Annotated in this window: 13 protein-coding genes; 4 read left to right on the top strand and 9 right to left on the bottom strand. The window is 64.4% G+C overall.

The window, feature by feature from the left end:
* The first annotated feature begins 23 nt into the window (after nt 1-23).
* The 4 genes from BHE75_RS07075 to BHE75_RS07060 are packed head-to-tail and all read left to right on the top strand — an operon-like array spanning nt 24 to nt 6,693.
* Entirely contained in the window at nt 24-866 is an 843-nt protein-coding gene (locus BHE75_RS07075; protein ID WP_070935579.1) for a conjugal transfer protein TraF, read from the top strand.
* A complete protein-coding gene (locus BHE75_RS07070) occupies nt 863-1,447 on the top strand; it encodes a hypothetical protein (protein ID WP_070933398.1) in 585 nt (194 codons plus the stop codon). The genes BHE75_RS07075 and BHE75_RS07070 overlap by 4 nt, the downstream gene beginning before the upstream one ends.
* A gap of 46 nt (nt 1,448-1,493) precedes the next feature.
* Nucleotides 1,494-2,915 carry a conjugal transfer protein TraH gene (locus BHE75_RS07065; RefSeq protein ID WP_070933396.1) on the top strand — a complete coding sequence of 474 codons (1,422 nt, stop codon included), beginning with the start codon at nt 1,494-1,496 and terminating at the stop codon, nt 2,913-2,915.
* A 16-nt stretch (nt 2,916-2,931) separates the two neighbouring features.
* Entirely contained in the window at nt 2,932-6,693 is a 3,762-nt protein-coding gene (locus tag BHE75_RS07060; protein ID WP_070935577.1) for a conjugal transfer protein TraG N-terminal domain-containing protein, read from the top strand.
* On the opposite strand, the gene BHE75_RS07055 is transcribed toward BHE75_RS07060, so the two are convergent.
* From BHE75_RS07055 to BHE75_RS07010, 9 genes are all read right to left on the bottom strand, one after another.
* On the bottom strand, nt 6,690-7,136 hold the full coding sequence (locus tag BHE75_RS07055) for a hypothetical protein (RefSeq protein ID WP_254684383.1): 447 nt from the start codon (nt 7,134-7,136) through the stop codon (nt 6,690-6,692). The two genes, BHE75_RS07060 and BHE75_RS07055, sit on opposite strands and share 4 nt — an antisense overlap.
* 63 nt (nt 7,137-7,199) lie before the next feature.
* The gene (locus tag BHE75_RS07050) at nt 7,200-7,793 is read right to left on the bottom strand and encodes an RES family NAD+ phosphorylase (protein ID WP_084652990.1); all 594 of its coding nucleotides are present in this window, start codon (nt 7,791-7,793) and stop codon (nt 7,200-7,202) included.
* Entirely contained in the window at nt 7,790-8,407 is a 618-nt protein-coding gene (locus tag BHE75_RS07045; protein WP_139181666.1) for an antitoxin Xre/MbcA/ParS-like domain-containing protein, read from the bottom strand. The genes BHE75_RS07050 and BHE75_RS07045 overlap by 4 nt, the downstream gene beginning before the upstream one ends.
* A gap of 63 nt (nt 8,408-8,470) precedes the next feature.
* The gene (locus BHE75_RS23955; protein ID WP_139181665.1) at nt 8,471-9,319 is read right to left on the bottom strand and encodes a hypothetical protein; all 849 of its coding nucleotides are present in this window, start codon (nt 9,317-9,319) and stop codon (nt 8,471-8,473) included.
* A 74-nt stretch (nt 9,320-9,393) separates the two neighbouring features.
* The gene (locus tag BHE75_RS07030) at nt 9,394-9,897 is read right to left on the bottom strand and encodes a lytic transglycosylase domain-containing protein (RefSeq protein WP_438830612.1); all 504 of its coding nucleotides are present in this window, start codon (nt 9,895-9,897) and stop codon (nt 9,394-9,396) included.
* Nucleotides 9,894-10,508: a restriction endonuclease gene (locus tag BHE75_RS07025; protein WP_254684382.1), complete on the bottom strand. Its 615-nt coding sequence runs from the start codon at nt 10,506-10,508 to the stop codon at nt 9,894-9,896. Before BHE75_RS07025 ends, BHE75_RS07030 begins: the two co-directional genes overlap by 4 nt.
* A gap of 8 nt (nt 10,509-10,516) precedes the next feature.
* Complete coding sequence (gene mobF / locus BHE75_RS07020; protein WP_070933387.1) at nt 10,517-13,495, bottom strand: MobF family relaxase; 2,979 nt, start codon at nt 13,493-13,495, stop codon at nt 10,517-10,519.
* A complete protein-coding gene (locus BHE75_RS07015; RefSeq protein WP_070933385.1) occupies nt 13,492-15,570 on the bottom strand; it encodes a type IV secretion system DNA-binding domain-containing protein in 2,079 nt (692 codons plus the stop codon). The genes mobF and BHE75_RS07015 overlap by 4 nt, the downstream gene beginning before the upstream one ends.
* Nucleotides 15,567-15,866, bottom strand: coding sequence for a ribbon-helix-helix protein, CopG family (locus BHE75_RS07010; RefSeq protein ID WP_024019492.1), 300 nt, complete (start codon nt 15,864-15,866; stop codon nt 15,567-15,569). The genes BHE75_RS07015 and BHE75_RS07010 overlap by 4 nt, the downstream gene beginning before the upstream one ends.
* Nucleotides 15,867-15,889: the final 23 nt, after the last annotated feature.

The raw sequence follows: 15,889 nt of genomic DNA, 5'->3' as shown, positions 1-15,889 counted from the left end.
TCTCCAGCCTGGCGGTGGTCGTCATGCTCGTCGCTTCTGCTGCGCAGGCGCAGCAGCGCGATGAACGCCGCACCGGCTACTGGTGGTATCAGGCGCCGCCCAGGCCCGCCGAAGAGCCTGACGATCCCGATGCGCTGGTGAAGCCCGCCATCCCTCCGATGGCCGAACTGGCGACCTGGACGCCGCCCAAGATTCGCAAACTGATCGAGCAGCAGCGCGACTATGCCGCGACTGTGCTCACCATCGATGCGGTCGCCGACTTCTGGCGCTTGCAGGATTTCGCCCGGAGGAAGGCGCGCGCCTTTGCCGGCGTGACCCAAATTGCACTGCTCCAGCATCCCGAACTCAATGCCAAGTCCGCCAACCCGATGGTCGGCGAAGCACGCGACCAGCTTTCCGCGCAGAAGGATCAGGTTCGCCGCCAATATCTGCGCGGCCGCGCCAATGAATATGCGCTCGTCATGTTCTCGCGCTCGACCTGCGGATACTGCCGCGTGCAATGGCCGATCGTCCAGCGCTTCCAGGAGGAGATGGGCTGGCAGGTCACGCTGATGGACATCGATCGCAGACCCGAGCTTGCCCAGCGGTTCGGGGTCGAGGTCACGCCGACCACCATGATCATCCGGCGGAACAGCCAGCAGCGCATGGTGATCGCGAGCGGCGTCGAAGCCTATCCCAATCTCATCCAGATGGCCTATCAGGCGGTGCGGCTGCTGGCGGGCGACATCCGCCCCGAGCAGTTCATGACCGGCGCGGGCGAAGAGGATGGGTTCTTCGACGCGCTTGCCAACGGCCCGGTATCAGCCACCGATCCGCGCGTGCTCGGCGGTGATCTGGTCGGCGCCAGTGTGGCCCCTCAGCGATGACCGGCCGGGCCGCGCTCGCATTGCTCGCTTCGATCGCGCTGATCCCGGCTGCGTCGGCGCAACCCGTCACGCGTGAACAGGCGATGCGCGCGGCCATCCACCCGGTCGCAACCGAGGCCGCGATGCGCGAATGGCTCGGCCGTGTGCCGGTGACGCGCGACTGGCCCCCCGACTTTGCCGAGACGCTCACCGGACAGGCCCCGGCCTATATTGTCGAGATGAGCACGGCGCCCGGCTGCATCCCCTGCGCCGATCTCTGGACCAAGCTCGGATCGCTCGGCCGCCGCTATGGCTGGCAGATCCGCACGATCGGCAGCCAGGAAGCGATGCTGCGTTCCGGGCGCCTGGGCCTGCCGTGGGTCGGTCATCCGGTGGCCTGGGTGCGCCCGGTGTCAGATCCGAACCGGATCGTGCCCATAGCGATCGGCACCGACCACGCGCCAAACCTTGCGCGCAATCTCTATCTCGCTGCCAAGATGCTGACCGGCGTGAAGCCCGCGGTCGGCGTGCGCGGCATGGCGAAGTTCACCGGGATCGTGGGTGATCCCACGCGCCCCAATCCCAGCAAGCGAGGACACTGAGCATGGCGGGCCAGTTCTTCGCATCGTCTCGAAAAGGAAGCCTGCCATGGCGAAACTCCGCGCCCGCCTGACCTTGCTCGCCAGCTCCATCGCCATCGCCGCGACCGCCACACCCGCCTCCGCGCAAAGCTGGGCGGAAAGCTGGTTCGACAATGTGACCTACACCAGCCCCGGCAGCTTCGAGGATCAGACGCGCGGCTATGTGACCGCGGGCGGCATGTCGGGCCGGGTCGACGTCCATAACGACTATCTGATGAGCGTGACCCTGCCCAAAGTGCGCGCCGGATGCGGCGGCATCGACATGTTCCTTGGCGGCATGTCGTTCCTCGACCCCGATTATCTAGTGCAGAAGCTGGAGAGCATCCTGCAAGCCGCTCCCGCCGTGGCGTTCCAATATCTCCTGGAAACGCTCGACGAGAAGATGGGCAACATCATCTCGAAGATGGAGGCCGCGACCAACTTCCTGAACTCGATCCAGGTCAACGACTGCCGCCTCGCCAACCGCATGGTTCAGATCGCCAAAGGCGACGACAATATGTCGGGGATCATCGAGGAGATGACCGGCTACAAGTCGGTGCGCGAAGGTTTCTCGAAAAGCTATCAGCACAGCCGCGAGAAGATCCAGGCCAACCAGGGCAATCCGACCGAGGACTTGCGCGATGCGCTGGAGAACTGTCCGGCCGAGGTCACCGAGATCTTCAAGACCGGCTCGCTGCTCGCCCATGCCGCCGCCCGCGTCGGTGCGTCCGACTGGGCTGGCGTCATGCGCGCCCGGGTCGGCGACGTCTATATGCGCTGGGACCCGGCCGACAAGGTGCCGCTGTTCACCGCGATCCCCGCCTGTCCGCGCCAGGACACCGAGAGCGTCGATGATTTCCTGTCGGGCAAGGTTCAGAAGCGCGCGATCGCGGTGCCGCCGAGCTCCGCCGACTGTGCGGTCGATGGCAGCGGCAAGGGCGCACTGGTCCTGGCCCGCGCCCGCATGGACTCGATCGCGCTGAAGATCCGCACGCGCTCGGCTCTGACAGCCGAAGAGAAGCAGTTCGTCGCCAATGTCCGCACGCTGCCGGTCTATCGCCTGCTCGAATGGGGTGTCCGGCAAGGCGTCGTCGACAGCGTGATCGGCGACACCGACGAACTGGTCGCGCTGACGCTCGCCTATCAGATGCTCAACGATCTCACCCGGTCGATCGACTTTGCCGTCACCAATGCCGAGCGCGGCGTGAACGCCGCCGGCGCCGGCGATGCGGGCAATGCCAAGGCCTGCCAGACCCGCATTCTCGCCAAGGGGATCGAGCAGCTCGGCGGGCTGCGCGAGGAGGTGCTGCGCCAGCGCGCGCAGATGCGCCAGTCCTATATGGCAGCGCTCAGCCAGGCGAACCTGTCGGCCAACTATGCCGGCGTGGTCCGCCAGCGTGACCGCGACGCCCGCGACGCCGCCGGCGCGGCCGCCAACCGCAACCGCTGACCCGGAGCCGAGCATCATGACCCGTCTGGTTCGCAGCCTTCTTGCCCTGTTCGCTGTCTTCGCCGCAACGCCCGCGATGGCGATCGATACCAGCTTCCACACCTATGACGGCTTCGCCGAGACGGTGGACGCGTTCCGGCTGGTGGCGATGATCTTCGGCGATCCGCGCTATGAGACGCTGGTGCTGATCGTCGCTGTCGTGGGCATCGCGCTTGGCGTCCTGCTCGCCAGCGTGCGCGGCCAGGGCATGGGCCTTGTCGCCTTCGGGTTCCAGATGCTGATCGGCGTCGGGCTATTCGTCGGTCTCGTCGCCACGACCGGCACGGTCCATGTCTATGATCGGGTACGCAACGCCTATCAGCCCGTCGGCGACGTTCCCAACCTCATCGTGCTGGTCGCGGGCATGACCAACATGATGGAACGGGCGCTGGCCGAGGTCATCGACGACAATACGACCGATCCCAACGCCAAGCTGGAGTTTGGCGCGGGCGGCCATAGCTTCGACCTGTTCCTCAATGCCGCGTCACCCCGCGGCCCCATGACCGACACATTCCTCGATGCGACGATCAAGGACTATGTGCGGCAATGCTATCCGGTGGCGCGGGTATCGCCCGCCTATGGCGTCGACGACGATCAGCTCTTCCGCACGACGGCGGACTTGCCCGCGGCCTTCGCCGCGATGGCCGGGCCAGCCACGTTCAGCACCGTCTACTCCTCCACGGACAAGGCCGGAACGACGGTGAGCTGCAACGAGGCCTGGGAGCATATCTCGACGCGCCTCTCCGAGCCGGCGCTGTTCGACAGCTATGTCGCGCAGGTCTGCACCCGCACCGGCTATGACATCGCCAATGCCGCGCAGCTTCAGCGCTGCCGCGCCAATCTCGGCGAGATGGGCCAGATGATGATGGATGCGCCGCAGTCGCTCCAGCAATTCCTGACCAATGTGCTGCTCGGCAACACGGTCGGCGACGTGCTGTTCGAGGACAGTCCGGCGACCGCCGCCCGGGTCATGGCCAACCGCGCCGTGGTCTCCGGCGGACTGGCCACCATGTCGACCGCCAATGAATGGATGCCGACCATCCGCGCCACGGTGTTCGGGATCATGTTGTTCATGATGCCGGTGGCGCTGCTGTTCATTCTCACCCCGATCAATTTGCGGGTCGCGAGCTTCGCGCTCGGCCTGTTCGTGTTCGTGGCGCTTTGGGGCGTCATCGATGCCGGCATCTATCAGCTCACGCTTGGCCGGGCGACCGATGTGCTGGCCGAGATGCGCTCCAACAATGTCGCGGCGAATGCGTGGATGCTGGCGCCGTCCGCCGCGATGAAAGCGCTGGCGATCTTCGGGTCTTTCCGGACGGCGGCCGCCGGTCTTGCCGGCGCCTTCGTGTTCACGGTGTTCCGGTTTAGCGGCAATGTGTTCACCGCCTTCACCAGCGGCGCGCTCGGTGTGCAGGGTCAGGGCACGGCGGCAGCCGCCCCGCTCGGCACGCGCGAAGGTTATGCTGGCGCGCTAGAAGCGCAGGCAGGCGCTTCGGGCACCATGGCGCGCGCGGCTTCTTCATCCAGCTTCGGTGATTTTGGCGAGCGGTCGAGCTTCGGCGCCAACCGGTCATTCGGCGCGGCAAGCCGCTACCTCGGAGAACAGGGAGGCGGCGCGGCAGGCACCGCCGCCAAGGCGCTGGGGGGGCTCGACGCCGCGCGCGAACTTGGTGGACTCTCGCCCGCGCTTACCGGCCGCAGCCTCTCCGATCCGGCCACCGTTCGCGCGGTCCGCGACAATGCCGCGACGAGTGCGATCCATAACTTCGCGGAGAAGGATGCCCTCCGGGCACTCGGCACCGGCTATTTTGGCGAGGGCCAGTCGGGCGAGCGGGCTTTTGCCGCCTTCGCCCAGAAGATGGTGCAATGGCGCGCGTTCGGCGATCAGCGATCCTACGACATGATGATGCAGGGCGCGCAGCGGCATTTTGAGCGCAATGGCTATGATCCGAAAGATGCCGCGCTCAAGGCCTCGACCGTGATCGGGCAAGCCTCGGCCGATCCCACCTTCGCCAAGCTGATCGCCAACACCTTCGATCAGGAGCAGATGCTGCGCAACGACCTGACCGGCGCGCAGGTCCAGGTCGGCGCGATGGAGGGCCGGCGGGACTTCGCCGGTGACAATGTCGCCGGGATCGAGCGGCGCAATGTGGCGACCGAACAGGCCCACCGCACCGGCAATACCGAAGGTCAGCGCAATGCCGCCGCGATGCTCGGGCTTCCGGTGCAGGAGATGTCCCGGCGGACCTCCTTCATCAACAGCCTGTCGGGCGAAGCGCGCTCCACGGCCATCTCCCAGCTGTCCCGCGCGACGGGCCGCAACGAGGCGCAGGTTCTGCGCGCCCTCGAAACCTACAATGCCGCCGTGCAGGTCGGCACCGCCGACGGCGCGACCGCGGAGGCAGGCCGTGAAGGCACCAGCGTTTACGGCCGCACGCGCGAAGCGGCCGGCTATGATTTTGCCGAGCGGTCGGGCAAGCTCGACGCGCAGCGCGAGGTCGGTCACGACGGCACCCGCTCGGCTGCGCGGATCGGCGAGCAGCGCCGGCAGGCCGATAATACCGGGTTTGCGGAGGGCGCGGCCGCGGCCGGCATGTCGGTGCGCCAGGCGGCACGGCTCGACAGCTTCATCCGCACCTTGAGCCAGGGCGTTGGCAACCAGACCGATATGGCCGAGGGCGGCGCTGCCGGTATTGCCGACCGCGCGCGCAACGAGCGGCTTACCCGCATCGTCGAGAATGAGCGGCTGACGCGCATGCAAGGCCTGCTGCAAGAGCATGGCGTCGATATGTCGAAGCGGGAGATCGCGATGGCGCAGAACGGCGATCTCAGCCTCAATCTCACGCCCGAGACCGCGGCCCAGATGTGGCGCGGCGGCCTCATCAACGAGAGCCAGCTCGGCGCGATCGCCAATGGTGGACGCGCACGGTTCAGCTTCGCCGAGAATGATGTGCTGGTCTCCAGCTCGGTCGGGTTCCAGCAATCCGGGCGCAGCGATACCAGCACGCGGTTCGAGGCGGGCAAACAGGCTGGGCCGGACACGATCGAGCATTTTATGGGCGGCGGGGCCGAAGGCCAGGCGATGATGCAGAACTGGTTGCGTGGCGGGTTCGAGATGGATCGGCACGGTAACTGGCGGCTCAACCCACAGGTGGCCGACACGCTTCAAAGGGATGTCCAGGCCATCATCGGCCAGACGGGCTGGCAGCGGTCATTGGGTCGATCCGCTCAGGACCAGACCACAATGGGTACTACTGTCGGTCTCGATATCGGCGGGTCGGTCAATACTTCGGATTCGGAGGTGTCGGGCGGCACCGGTCGAAGCGGTCGGTCTGGCCCCGGAGATCAATCGCAACGACAGGCTCGCTCGACTACCGGACGAACTGGAGCGCAATTGGGCTTCAACAGCCGCGATGTCGGGGTCACGAATGAATCAGCTCAATCGACTCTTGATATCGTCAACTACGATGTGCGCAGCGCCATTGCCGCGTCGGAGCGCGCTGCTGCGCGATCCAGCGATCCGGCGGCAACCTTCTCTCGTGAGCTTTCGAACCGGATCCTTGGACCGGATGGCATGCGCAACCGCTACTTGGGAGATGCCGATTCTGGACGCGAGACGTTTGATATAACCGGCCCGTTGACCTCAATCGAGCAATCATCCGTTCTGAAATCCGGGCGCTTCTCGACCGATATCGAGGGCAGCCCAGGCGATGGCGATAGCAGTTTCAAGAAACGCTAATGTCTTCCAGGATGCTGTAAGCTGAATGGATTGCCGATATAGAGTCCGCCAGATCTCGGATCGTGAATATCGGTGGTTGCGTTGATCTCGTCGAATGCGCGGAGATACTCCTCCTCGGCATCAGCCAGATCGGCGAAGTCACCTGTTTTCATAGCTCCGGCCTGCACAAAACCGTCGATCCAATGCCGGACATAGCCGACCCCAAGCACCATCAGCGCCGTCATTGGAAAAAACAGGATGTTGAGAATGCCCGCCGCTGCACTGTCGTAGAAGCGGGATAGCGGCTCGAATGCCGAAGCTACGGCCATCCCCGCCCACCAGATCGGTATCGCAGACCACCAGAGCTTGACGTACCAAGGCCTCCAGAGCCAATCGGAAGCCGATAGGTGGGCGCCCTTAGTAGTTCGAGCAGAATGATCATTGGATGACGAGATTGAGATCATGCCAAATTCCTTCCGCGTGAATATAGCACATCACCCGAAAAAATAAACAATAATCCCAGTTTCTTAAATACTTCTAATTGCTCGGCGCCTGATTGTTATGTCCAAGCGGGAGACTTCATCAGATGTTGCGGCGAGGCGAAGAAGATCAACAGAAGGCGATCCTGCGATCTTCGCAAATGCACGATCGAAGATGGCAACCGCAGGCAAGTTCGTCAGGCGCGAAGAAAATAGAATGCCATCGGCTTTGGTCTGCTTGTGCAGTGCCTCGGCGAACCGCTGACCGGTCAGGTGGGCTCGTGCGCCCTTGGCATCGGTATCGACGCCCATTTCATACGCTGCCGGCCCGCTGAGATCGACCAATGTAAGTGGATGGATGGTACTGATCTCCGTCGCGACAATCTCCTCCAGATAGGGGCGGTAGAGAAACCGCCGCTGCTTTCCGACAAACCGGTCGCGCACGACGGCTTCGGCAAAGGCAGTGCGGAAATCCTGCGCGGCATAAAGCACGCGAAACTGATCGTTCGGGCTGGAGAAGCGGCTCGAGCCGAAACCTGCCTCGGTTGGCGTCGTGCGATGCCTGGCCGGGAATATACGCGGCCAGGCATCCAGATCCAGCGGTGCGGTCCGCGCCGCTATACGCGACAGGTCGAGTTTCACTGGTAATCAAGCGCGCCTTCGGCCGCGTGCGCAACGTCATCGACCTTACCCTTGCGCAGCCATTCGATCGGCTCGATGCCGCCAGTGAACCGGTTCGGCGTCACCAGCCACTCCCATGCCGTGTCGTCGGCATCGAAGTGCTGGCGCACTCGATCGAGACCTTCAAGCGGCCCCTGGCGCGCGAACTGACGCGCCGGATAGACGAAATTGCGCACGCCCTTTCGAAAGGCGAGAATCTTGTGAGCGCGCCGCCAGTTATCGAGGGAGGCTCGCGCGATACCCAGCCGTGCGGCCGTCTCGCCGGCGCCCAGCAATTCGGTAGCGGCCCATTCATCGTTCTCGTCATCGACCGTCAGTGTGTCGAGCCGTGCGTCAGCATCGGTCTGGGACAACACTTCACCGAGCCCGCTCCCTGTGAGCTTGCGCGCCGCAGGCGTCTCGTCGAGGATGGAAACCACCGCGCGCGCGAGCGTATCGCCCACCGGGCTCGGCCGCTGGAGGGCCGCAACCAGTTCCCTGAGCGCGACCATGCTGGCCGCGCCGACCTTTTGCTGGAAGAGTTCCGTGACCGCTTCAACAGCGTCGCGGCGGGTTCTAAGCGTTGCGTGAGTCATGGGCACATCCTTTCTGCCCAATATAGATAATCTGCACAAGTTGTCTAGATGGAGGCTGGTGCGTTATCGCAGGATCGCCCGTTCCAGCCAAGTGACAAAGCCGCCATCCGCCCATGCCGCTGGTGTCACGATAAAACCAATCTCATGGGAGGGTGGCGCCATGGTCTCATCGGCGTGGACCGCGAACCGCACCGTGCGGATGACGCTGTCTTGCCGGGAAATGGTCAATTCGATTGTTGAGGCATCGTAGCGGGCAGGTTTCCCGATCACGCGCTCGATCCTGCAATCAACCCCCTGCGCGTCGAGCGCCACCTGAAGCTGCTCCAGTGCCCGGAGCACGTCGCGTTCCAGTTCGGACGCCACCGGCATGAACCGGCGACCATGGAAGATCGGCTGGGCGTATGCGAGTGGGGCTTCAGCGCGCCCGTCCGGCGCTAATCGACATCCGACCAGAACAAGGAATGGGCCAGGAATGCCTGATGGCCTCTCGATCGCCTGACTGACCCGAAAGGGCATCATATTGGGGCCGTATAGTATCGGGCTCTCTACGTCGGTTCCGTAAAGCACCAGGAAGCCATCGACAGACATGGCCGAATGCTTGCTACTATCGCGCAGCCGCTCGGCGACCTCACCACGCCGAAACGGCTCGCCATGGGTCCAGAAATGGTCGACCAAGCGAACACCAGGCGCAATCTCGAGGCCGTGTGCCGCTTCGACCAGCCGGCCGAACTCATCGACGATCGAGGGATCATCCGGCGCCTTGCCTGGCGCATCGATGACGTTGCATCGCGCAGCCTCGATCAGGATGGACAGTAAAGAGGCAAGACCATGGCTCTGGCGCTGCGCCGATTCACCGGGAAAGGGCGGAAAATCGTCCTCTGGGCTGAATCGGAACAGGGAGCGGTCGGTCATCGGTTTCTTCTTTGGCGCGCTTAAGGTGGAGTGGCATCGCCGGGCGTACATCTCAATTATGTCGAGCCTGTTCCTTACCGTCTATTAAACCGCTCGCGCATATGTCCCGCGACCAGCAGGGCATAGCGTCGCTGCCTCCAGGGCGTCGGGCTGTGATAGACGCCGACCGCTTTCCAATAGTCGCCGGTCTGCTCCAAAGCCGCGAGGAATATCCAGCGTGCGGCCTCCGCATTGAAACACGGATCGTAGCGCAACCAGTGGCGGATGTGTCGCTCTTCACGGCCGAGCATCCGGGCAAAACGCGGCACCCACCAGCTATTGATCTGCAATGGCCCGAGATCATGGGTGCCGTTGCTGTTGGTGATCTCGGCGCCCAGCCATCCCGCTTCCTGGTCGCGCAGGCCCCATAGCGTTTGTTCGAGCCATGGCCGGCCCCGCGCGGCCGCCTTGATGCAGCGCCCGATGCGGACGTCATCTTCCCTGGAGGATTTTGCTGCCGCATCGGTGGGAGCGACCATAAATGCTGTCACGGCATAGAATAGCACCCAGAATGGGCGATGCTGACAACGGGCGCTCATGATGACCACCCACGATCACGATCTTGCGGTCGCGACCCACCGGGCATGTGGTGTTCTGACGGTCCGCTGCTCGTCCGGCTCGGGACCGCAAAGGGCGCGCCGGTCAGGAGTGCAAGCAGCCTCTGTCCGGAAATGATTTCGATGTCCGCGAGGCCCGCGAGCGCCTCTCTGCTCTGCCCGCCGGTGCGGCCAGTATGTATGAACAGTCCGGGTTGGCCATGCCGCGAACAGAGCGCCGTGAAGTCGCGGACATGCTCGGGCCGAATGGCGCTTGCGTAGCGCTTCGCCTGTATGAGCCAGGTGCGGCCGGCGATCACGACTTGCCCGTCGATGCCGCCGTCACCGCTATACCGCTGATTTCGGATGACCCGGAACCCGCGGCGCTCGAACGCTTCGAGCAGCAACTCCTCGAACGCGAGGGCATCCATCGCGCGCAGGCGGGAAAAGTGCAGGACGGCGGGCTGATGACGGTCGCGCCCGCTAAATTGCGCGAGCATCTCCCTGGCCTGGCGTCGGCGCCAGCGATGCCGGATCGGCACGCGATAATGCCGGTAGACCAGCAAAAGAGCAGCGACGAGCACAAGGATCAACAAGGACTGCGTCATGGTCATGGGATTTCCTATCGGTCATGCCCGCCATGGTCATGACCATGGTCGGGTTGCGGCTGCGGGGTGTGCGGTGCGGGATCGGCGCGTTCGGAGCTGTCGGTGCGAGCCGAGCCCTGGTCCTGGCCGCGCGAGAGGGTCCCGCGCAGGAAGCGGTCGAGCGCGGTCGCGCCTTCATGGGCACGATTGGCAAGGATTTCGCCGATGCCGCGCGGCTCCCGGTTGGCACGTTCGCGGGTCTGCCGTTCGCGCTCTTCGCGCTCCGAGAGGCGAACATCTCGTTTCTCGGCGTTGCTTCGCCGCGCTTCATCGAGACGATCTTTGTGGCGAGTCCCGCGCACGCGATGGCTGTCTGTGCGCAGGCGTCCGAGGCCCTCGATCGACGATGTCTTTTCGCCGGAGCGCGAGGCCAGTTTCGCGGCGAGCCGCTCCTGGCTCTCGGTCCAGAGCTTCACGCCATATTGGGCGCGGGTAATCGCGGTGTAGTAGTTCTGGCCGTTGACGAGCCCGGACTCGACAGGCGCCAGCACATAGACGCGGGCATAGGTTTTGGACTGTGCGGAATAGACGGTCTCCGCGTAACCATGGTCCCAGGTCTTGTGGATGCCGAGGTCAACTGTTTCCACCCGCTTGTCGCGATCCCACCGGATCGTCGCTACCATTCCGTCGAGCTTTTGGACCGTTCCCCGCTCGGCGTTTTTGAGGCCAAGGTCCTTGTTGACCAGGCGCCACTGAATGCGGTCACCCTCAGCAAGGTCGCGCTGTTCCGCCATGAACACGTTGACGTGGCCGGCTTTGCCGAGACGTGGATTCCACGCGATCGTCCGGCCGTTCTGATCGACCAGGCGAACGACCTGTCGGCCCTTGCTGTCTCGGCCGGTGCCGACGACGCGATATTCGGCATCGCTAGCGATCCCGAGGCCCGCATTGTCGCGGCTGAACATGACGACCTGTCCGCCCGAATAAAAGCGCGCGAAGTGCTTCTCCTGATCCGACATGCCGGCGGGCGTCAGCACTTCCAACCGCCGGTCCTCGGCAGCGACGGCCCCCTCACGTTTCAGAACTTCGCGGATCTGGCTGTTGACGATGAGGCGGGTGGCGTTGTCGAGCACGAGGATATTGGTGGCGGCACGTCCTGACGGTTTGAGCCGAGTCCAGGCCGCGACCATATCCTTCGCCAGATCCTCGCTGGTCGCCGCCGTGGTGACGCGATCGAGCGCGCCGAGCGAGGCGGCGTAGTCTCCCTTGCGCGCCAGGGAGACCGCATCCTTCATCGCATCGGTTTCCTGACGCCTTGACTCGGTCAGCAGGTTGGTTGGCATCCCGAGCTTCTGCAGAAGCCAGAAAGCCTTGCCTTGCTCGATCGCGCCCGTCTGCTTGGTGTCGCCGATGAGGATCAACAGCGCACCGGTATGCCGGCTGATCTCAAGCATGCGCATGGCCTGGCGGTTGCCGAGCTGCCCCGCTTCGTCGAGGACGAAGATATGGCGGTCGGTGATGTCGCGGCCGCCGGTCGCGAGCAGGTCCGCGACCGTTCGGGATTCGATCCGGGCCTTGGCACCCAGATCGGCCGCCGCCGACGATGTCGGTGCCAGTGCAATTACCTCCCGGTCTGGCCGAACGGCTTGCACCAGCGCGCCTACCAGCGTGGATTTTCCGGACCCCGCGACCCCCTGGATGGCCACCAACCGGTCCGTGCCCAGCGCGATCCCGTTCAGGGCGGCGCTCTGCGCCGCGGTAAGACCGGCGGCGCGCGCGGCTTCAACCAGGCGTTCCGGCGTGGCCGCAGGCGCGGCATCTCCCATGGCGAGGGACAAATGTTCGGACAGCGCCAGTTCCAGCCGGACGGTGCGCAGGCTGGTCCGCCCCTTCAGCAGGGTCTGGTCGCCTGTTTGCCGGATCGTGCGCAGGAGCTTTATCCTGGCTTCTTGCTCCGCGACCAGGGGGCGCACCTCGCCGAGCCGGACTTCACCGACATGGGAGGCGAGCGCGGTGCGATAGTAGCGACCAAGATTGTTGACCGCCTCGTGCGTTTCCGTTTGGCGGATGCCAAACAGCACTGCGCGGGCGGCGGTTCTGGGATCTGGGATGATCGATTGTTCGCCCTTTTCACACACCTGTTCGGAGACACGGTCGATCTCCGCCTGCCAGGGACGTGCGCGATCGGTCCAACGGGCATGGAGGTCGTCGAGCCCGACCTTCTCCTTGGCCCGGCGCGTGGCGTAGAAGGATTTCGCGCGCTGGGCTTGCCCGACATGGCCATGCTCCCTGGCGTGCGCCTCGATCTGGTCGGCACGCTGCGACATATCGCGCACCATCGCTTCGGGGACGCCCCGGATCTCGAACAGGCCGCGCCTGGGATCGAACTCGACCTCATACCCGATCTCGCGCAGGGAATAGGCCAGCTCGTTGCGATAGACTTGGCCCGCGACCATCTGCTCGGTGAACATGGCGCGGGTTTCGAGACTGACGATCTTTTCGCCATCGGCCGTATTCGTCATGTTCATGACGACGACATGTGTATGAAGATGGGGGTCCAGCTCCCGGCTGCTATGTTCGGTGAACCGCGCGAACAGCAGGCGGCCGGTGGTCTCGTGGACGATCTCGCCCTCGACCCGGCGGCGCAGCTCGGCGTTCTCCTCAAGATAGGAGATGGCAACGCCAACCGCTCGCTCGTGGGCGGCGACGATCCGTTCATCGCCATGCACGAGCGCCATGATCGAAACCGACTTGGGGGCGTTGACGGCGAAGTCCCAGCCAGGATGGTGTTGGACACCCTCCTTGCGGCGGCGGCCGAGCTGCTGGTCGCCGACCTTGCCTGACAACAGTTCCTCGAACCGGGCGGGATCGACCTTGCCCTCGAGCCCCAGTTCGGCGGCGAGCTTGCCGCCCCATTCGCTGTGTTCGTCGCTGCCTTTCGAATAGTAGTCGCCGATCGTGTAGTACCGCGCGAGATTGGTGGGCGTGCCCTTGAGGCGGCGGGGATGGATCATGCCGGCCTCGCCCGGTCACGGGGGCCATCGGATCTTGCGTGCGCCTCCAGGGGCACGTTCATCCGACCGCGCGCCGCCCCCAGGAAGGTGACAGGCCCGGCCGGATCATCTGGCGTGGGCGGTTCGGAGACCGGTTCGCCGGGCGTTGCCTTGCTGTCATCGGACGGCACCTGGGACGGGGCTTCACGACCCGTCGCATCGGCCGGGTCGATTTCCTCGTCGAACAGATCCGGCTGAGGGGGCGGCGCAGGCGGCGTATCAGGTGGGCGGTTGCCTGCGTCCCGCGCAGCGGCGGCGCGCGCGTGCGCGGCCGCCCGCATCTGGCCGATGATCGCACCGCCGACCGGCAACCTGTTGGGTGGCGTCACACGCTCCACGAAGGCGGGGCAGATAGTAGCGATCGGGTTGAATCGATCGGTAAAGCGAAGGACCGGCAGATTGCGCCCGAAGCGCAGATAGCCGGACAGGTTCGGCAGGTTCGTCACCTCCGTGTGCATCACTAGCGGGCGGGTGACCTGCATGCGCGACAGGTTCACGCCATCGCGCATGTCGTTGACGCCGTAGGACATGCCTTCATTGGCCTCGACCTGCTCAACCTGGCCGAGATTCTCGCTGACATGTTTCGCGGTGGCGGTGTCGTTGGCGCGCAGCGCGATCCAGGTCGAGCAATAGCCGGTGATCGCAGCGGCGTCCTGAATGCCGTAGGTGGCTTCGAGCTGCGGGTAGCTCTGGAAACCCAGGATGCCGCACCCGCCATATTTCCTGGCACGGGCAAGAAAGTCGGAGAGCGAGGGTAGCTTCTGGAGCGTCGGCAGCTCGTCGATCACGCAATAAAGGCGTCGATCGCGGTTGGGCGCGAGGCTCATGATCGCACTGATCGCGATGTCGAGCCAGACGGTGATAAGGGGACGCAGCGACGGGAGCTGGTCCGCCTTCACGGTGATGAACAGCCAGCTATCGTCTTCCTCATTCTCGACCCAGTTGCGGATCGAGAAGCCGTCGGTGGTGTCGTCGAGATAGGAAAAGCTGCGCATCACCGAGGCCAGCTCGGCCTGGATGCCCGCCGAGGTCCGTTCCCCCTCCGAAGAGATGAAGGCGGCAGCGTCGGTGCCTTTGACGAAGGCCGCGAGATCGGCGACCGGAGAGCGGAGCACGCGCTCGAGCAATACCGAAATCAGGGTGTGCTGCTGCCGGGCGAGTTTGCGCAAGACAGCGACCAATGTGCCGCGGGCCGACTTCGACCAGAAGGGATCGCCATGTTTGTCGGGGATCGTCGACTCCGCGATCTGGTCGTAGTGATAGTCCCGCGGCACATCGACCCAGGGCGACCAGATGTCGGTGCGCTGGTCGAGGGGGTTCAGGAGGACATCATGTCCCTCGCGGTAGAACTTCTCGACGAAGCTCCCGGCGGTGTCATAGACGATGGCGCGCTTGCCGCTCTTGCGGATGCCTTCGAGCATGGTGGTGATGAGGTTGGTCTTCCCCGTTCCGGGAGCGCCGCAGATCAGAATATGCTCCGGTTCGAAGGCATCGGGCATGGCGACGCCGCCGATCGCGAAACTCCCTTTCTTCTGCCGCCAGAGCGCGCGGCGGACTTGCGCGGTGGTTCCGAAGCGGGCGCCGCGGATATACTCGTTGGAGCCCAGGCCCCGACCCGTGCGGGTGAAGTAGAACCATGCCCAGATGAGGGCGAGGATCGCTCCACCGCCGGCGATAGCGGCCCCGTGAATGAGATCCTTTTCGAGCTTCTTAAGAGCCTGCTTGGCGATAGGGGATTCGAGAAGGCGGTCGGCCGAGGTCCAGTATTCTTTCCCCTCTGGAGTGCGGAAACGGACGGGATCATGTGTCCCCGGCGCGGCATCTTCCTTGAAGGTCGCCTCGACTAATTTCACGAGGACGAAACGATGGTAGTCGGTCGACTTCTCGAACGCATACCACGCCGTTCCCAGCGCCCAGATTGCGAGCCCGGCGAGCATGGTCTGGATGAAGACCTGCGTGGTCATCCGGACATTGTGAACGATGGCCTGACCGCCCCGTGTCCATGATCCCAGCGTATCGTTGCGGAAGATGCTCATGACCGCTCCTCCGGTGGGAGCAGGCCGCGATCGCTGAGCATCTGCTTGGCGTCGGCCATGCCCTCTTCGAGCGTTTCCGGGGATCTCCGCCGGATCGAAGCAGCGACGATGGCGAGCGTCTGGATGACGCCGGACAGGATCTCGTCCTGGGTGGTATAGACATAGCCGCTTCGAGGATCGGCGGCCTGGTCGATGGCGGGGCGGAGGAGTTCGGCGACGCTGACGCCAACGCTGCGCGCCCGGCGTTGAAGCCGGAGATAGAGGGCGTCGTCGATACGAATTGTGACTCTTGCCAAGGCGGTGCTCCGATGGAGCTTCG

Source organism: Edaphosphingomonas haloaromaticamans (genome assembly GCF_001853345.1).
In the GTDB taxonomy this organism is placed as follows: domain Bacteria; phylum Pseudomonadota; class Alphaproteobacteria; order Sphingomonadales; family Sphingomonadaceae; genus Sphingomonas_E; species Sphingomonas_E fennica.
The sequence above is the reverse complement of the archived record's forward strand: the minus strand, read 5'-3'. Positions and strand labels throughout refer to the sequence as shown.

Coding starts and splice junctions, on each gene's coding strand:
- BHE75_RS07075 (WP_070935579.1), top strand. CDS start 24: ATGCTCGTCGCTTCTGCTGCGCAGGCGCAGCAGCGCGATGAACGCCGC.
- BHE75_RS07045 (WP_139181666.1), bottom strand. CDS start 8,407: ATGACTCACGCAACGCTTAGAACCCGCCGCGACGCTGTTGAAGCGGTC.
- BHE75_RS07060 (WP_070935577.1), top strand. CDS start 2,932: ATGACCCGTCTGGTTCGCAGCCTTCTTGCCCTGTTCGCTGTCTTCGCC.
- BHE75_RS23955 (WP_139181665.1), bottom strand. CDS start 9,319: ATGACCGACCGCTCCCTGTTCCGATTCAGCCCAGAGGACGATTTTCCG.
- BHE75_RS07070 (WP_070933398.1), top strand. CDS start 863: ATGACCGGCCGGGCCGCGCTCGCATTGCTCGCTTCGATCGCGCTGATC.
- BHE75_RS07065 (WP_070933396.1), top strand. CDS start 1,494: ATGGCGAAACTCCGCGCCCGCCTGACCTTGCTCGCCAGCTCCATCGCC.
- BHE75_RS07030 (WP_438830612.1), bottom strand. CDS start 9,897: ATGAGCGCCCGTTGTCAGCATCGCCCATTCTGGGTGCTATTCTATGCC.
- BHE75_RS07055 (WP_254684383.1), bottom strand. CDS start 7,136: ATGATCTCAATCTCGTCATCCAATGATCATTCTGCTCGAACTACTAAG.
- BHE75_RS07025 (WP_254684382.1), bottom strand. CDS start 10,508: ATGACCATGACGCAGTCCTTGTTGATCCTTGTGCTCGTCGCTGCTCTT.
- BHE75_RS07015 (WP_070933385.1), bottom strand. CDS start 15,570: ATGAGCATCTTCCGCAACGATACGCTGGGATCATGGACACGGGGCGGT.
- mobF (WP_070933387.1), bottom strand. CDS start 13,495: ATGATCCATCCCCGCCGCCTCAAGGGCACGCCCACCAATCTCGCGCGG.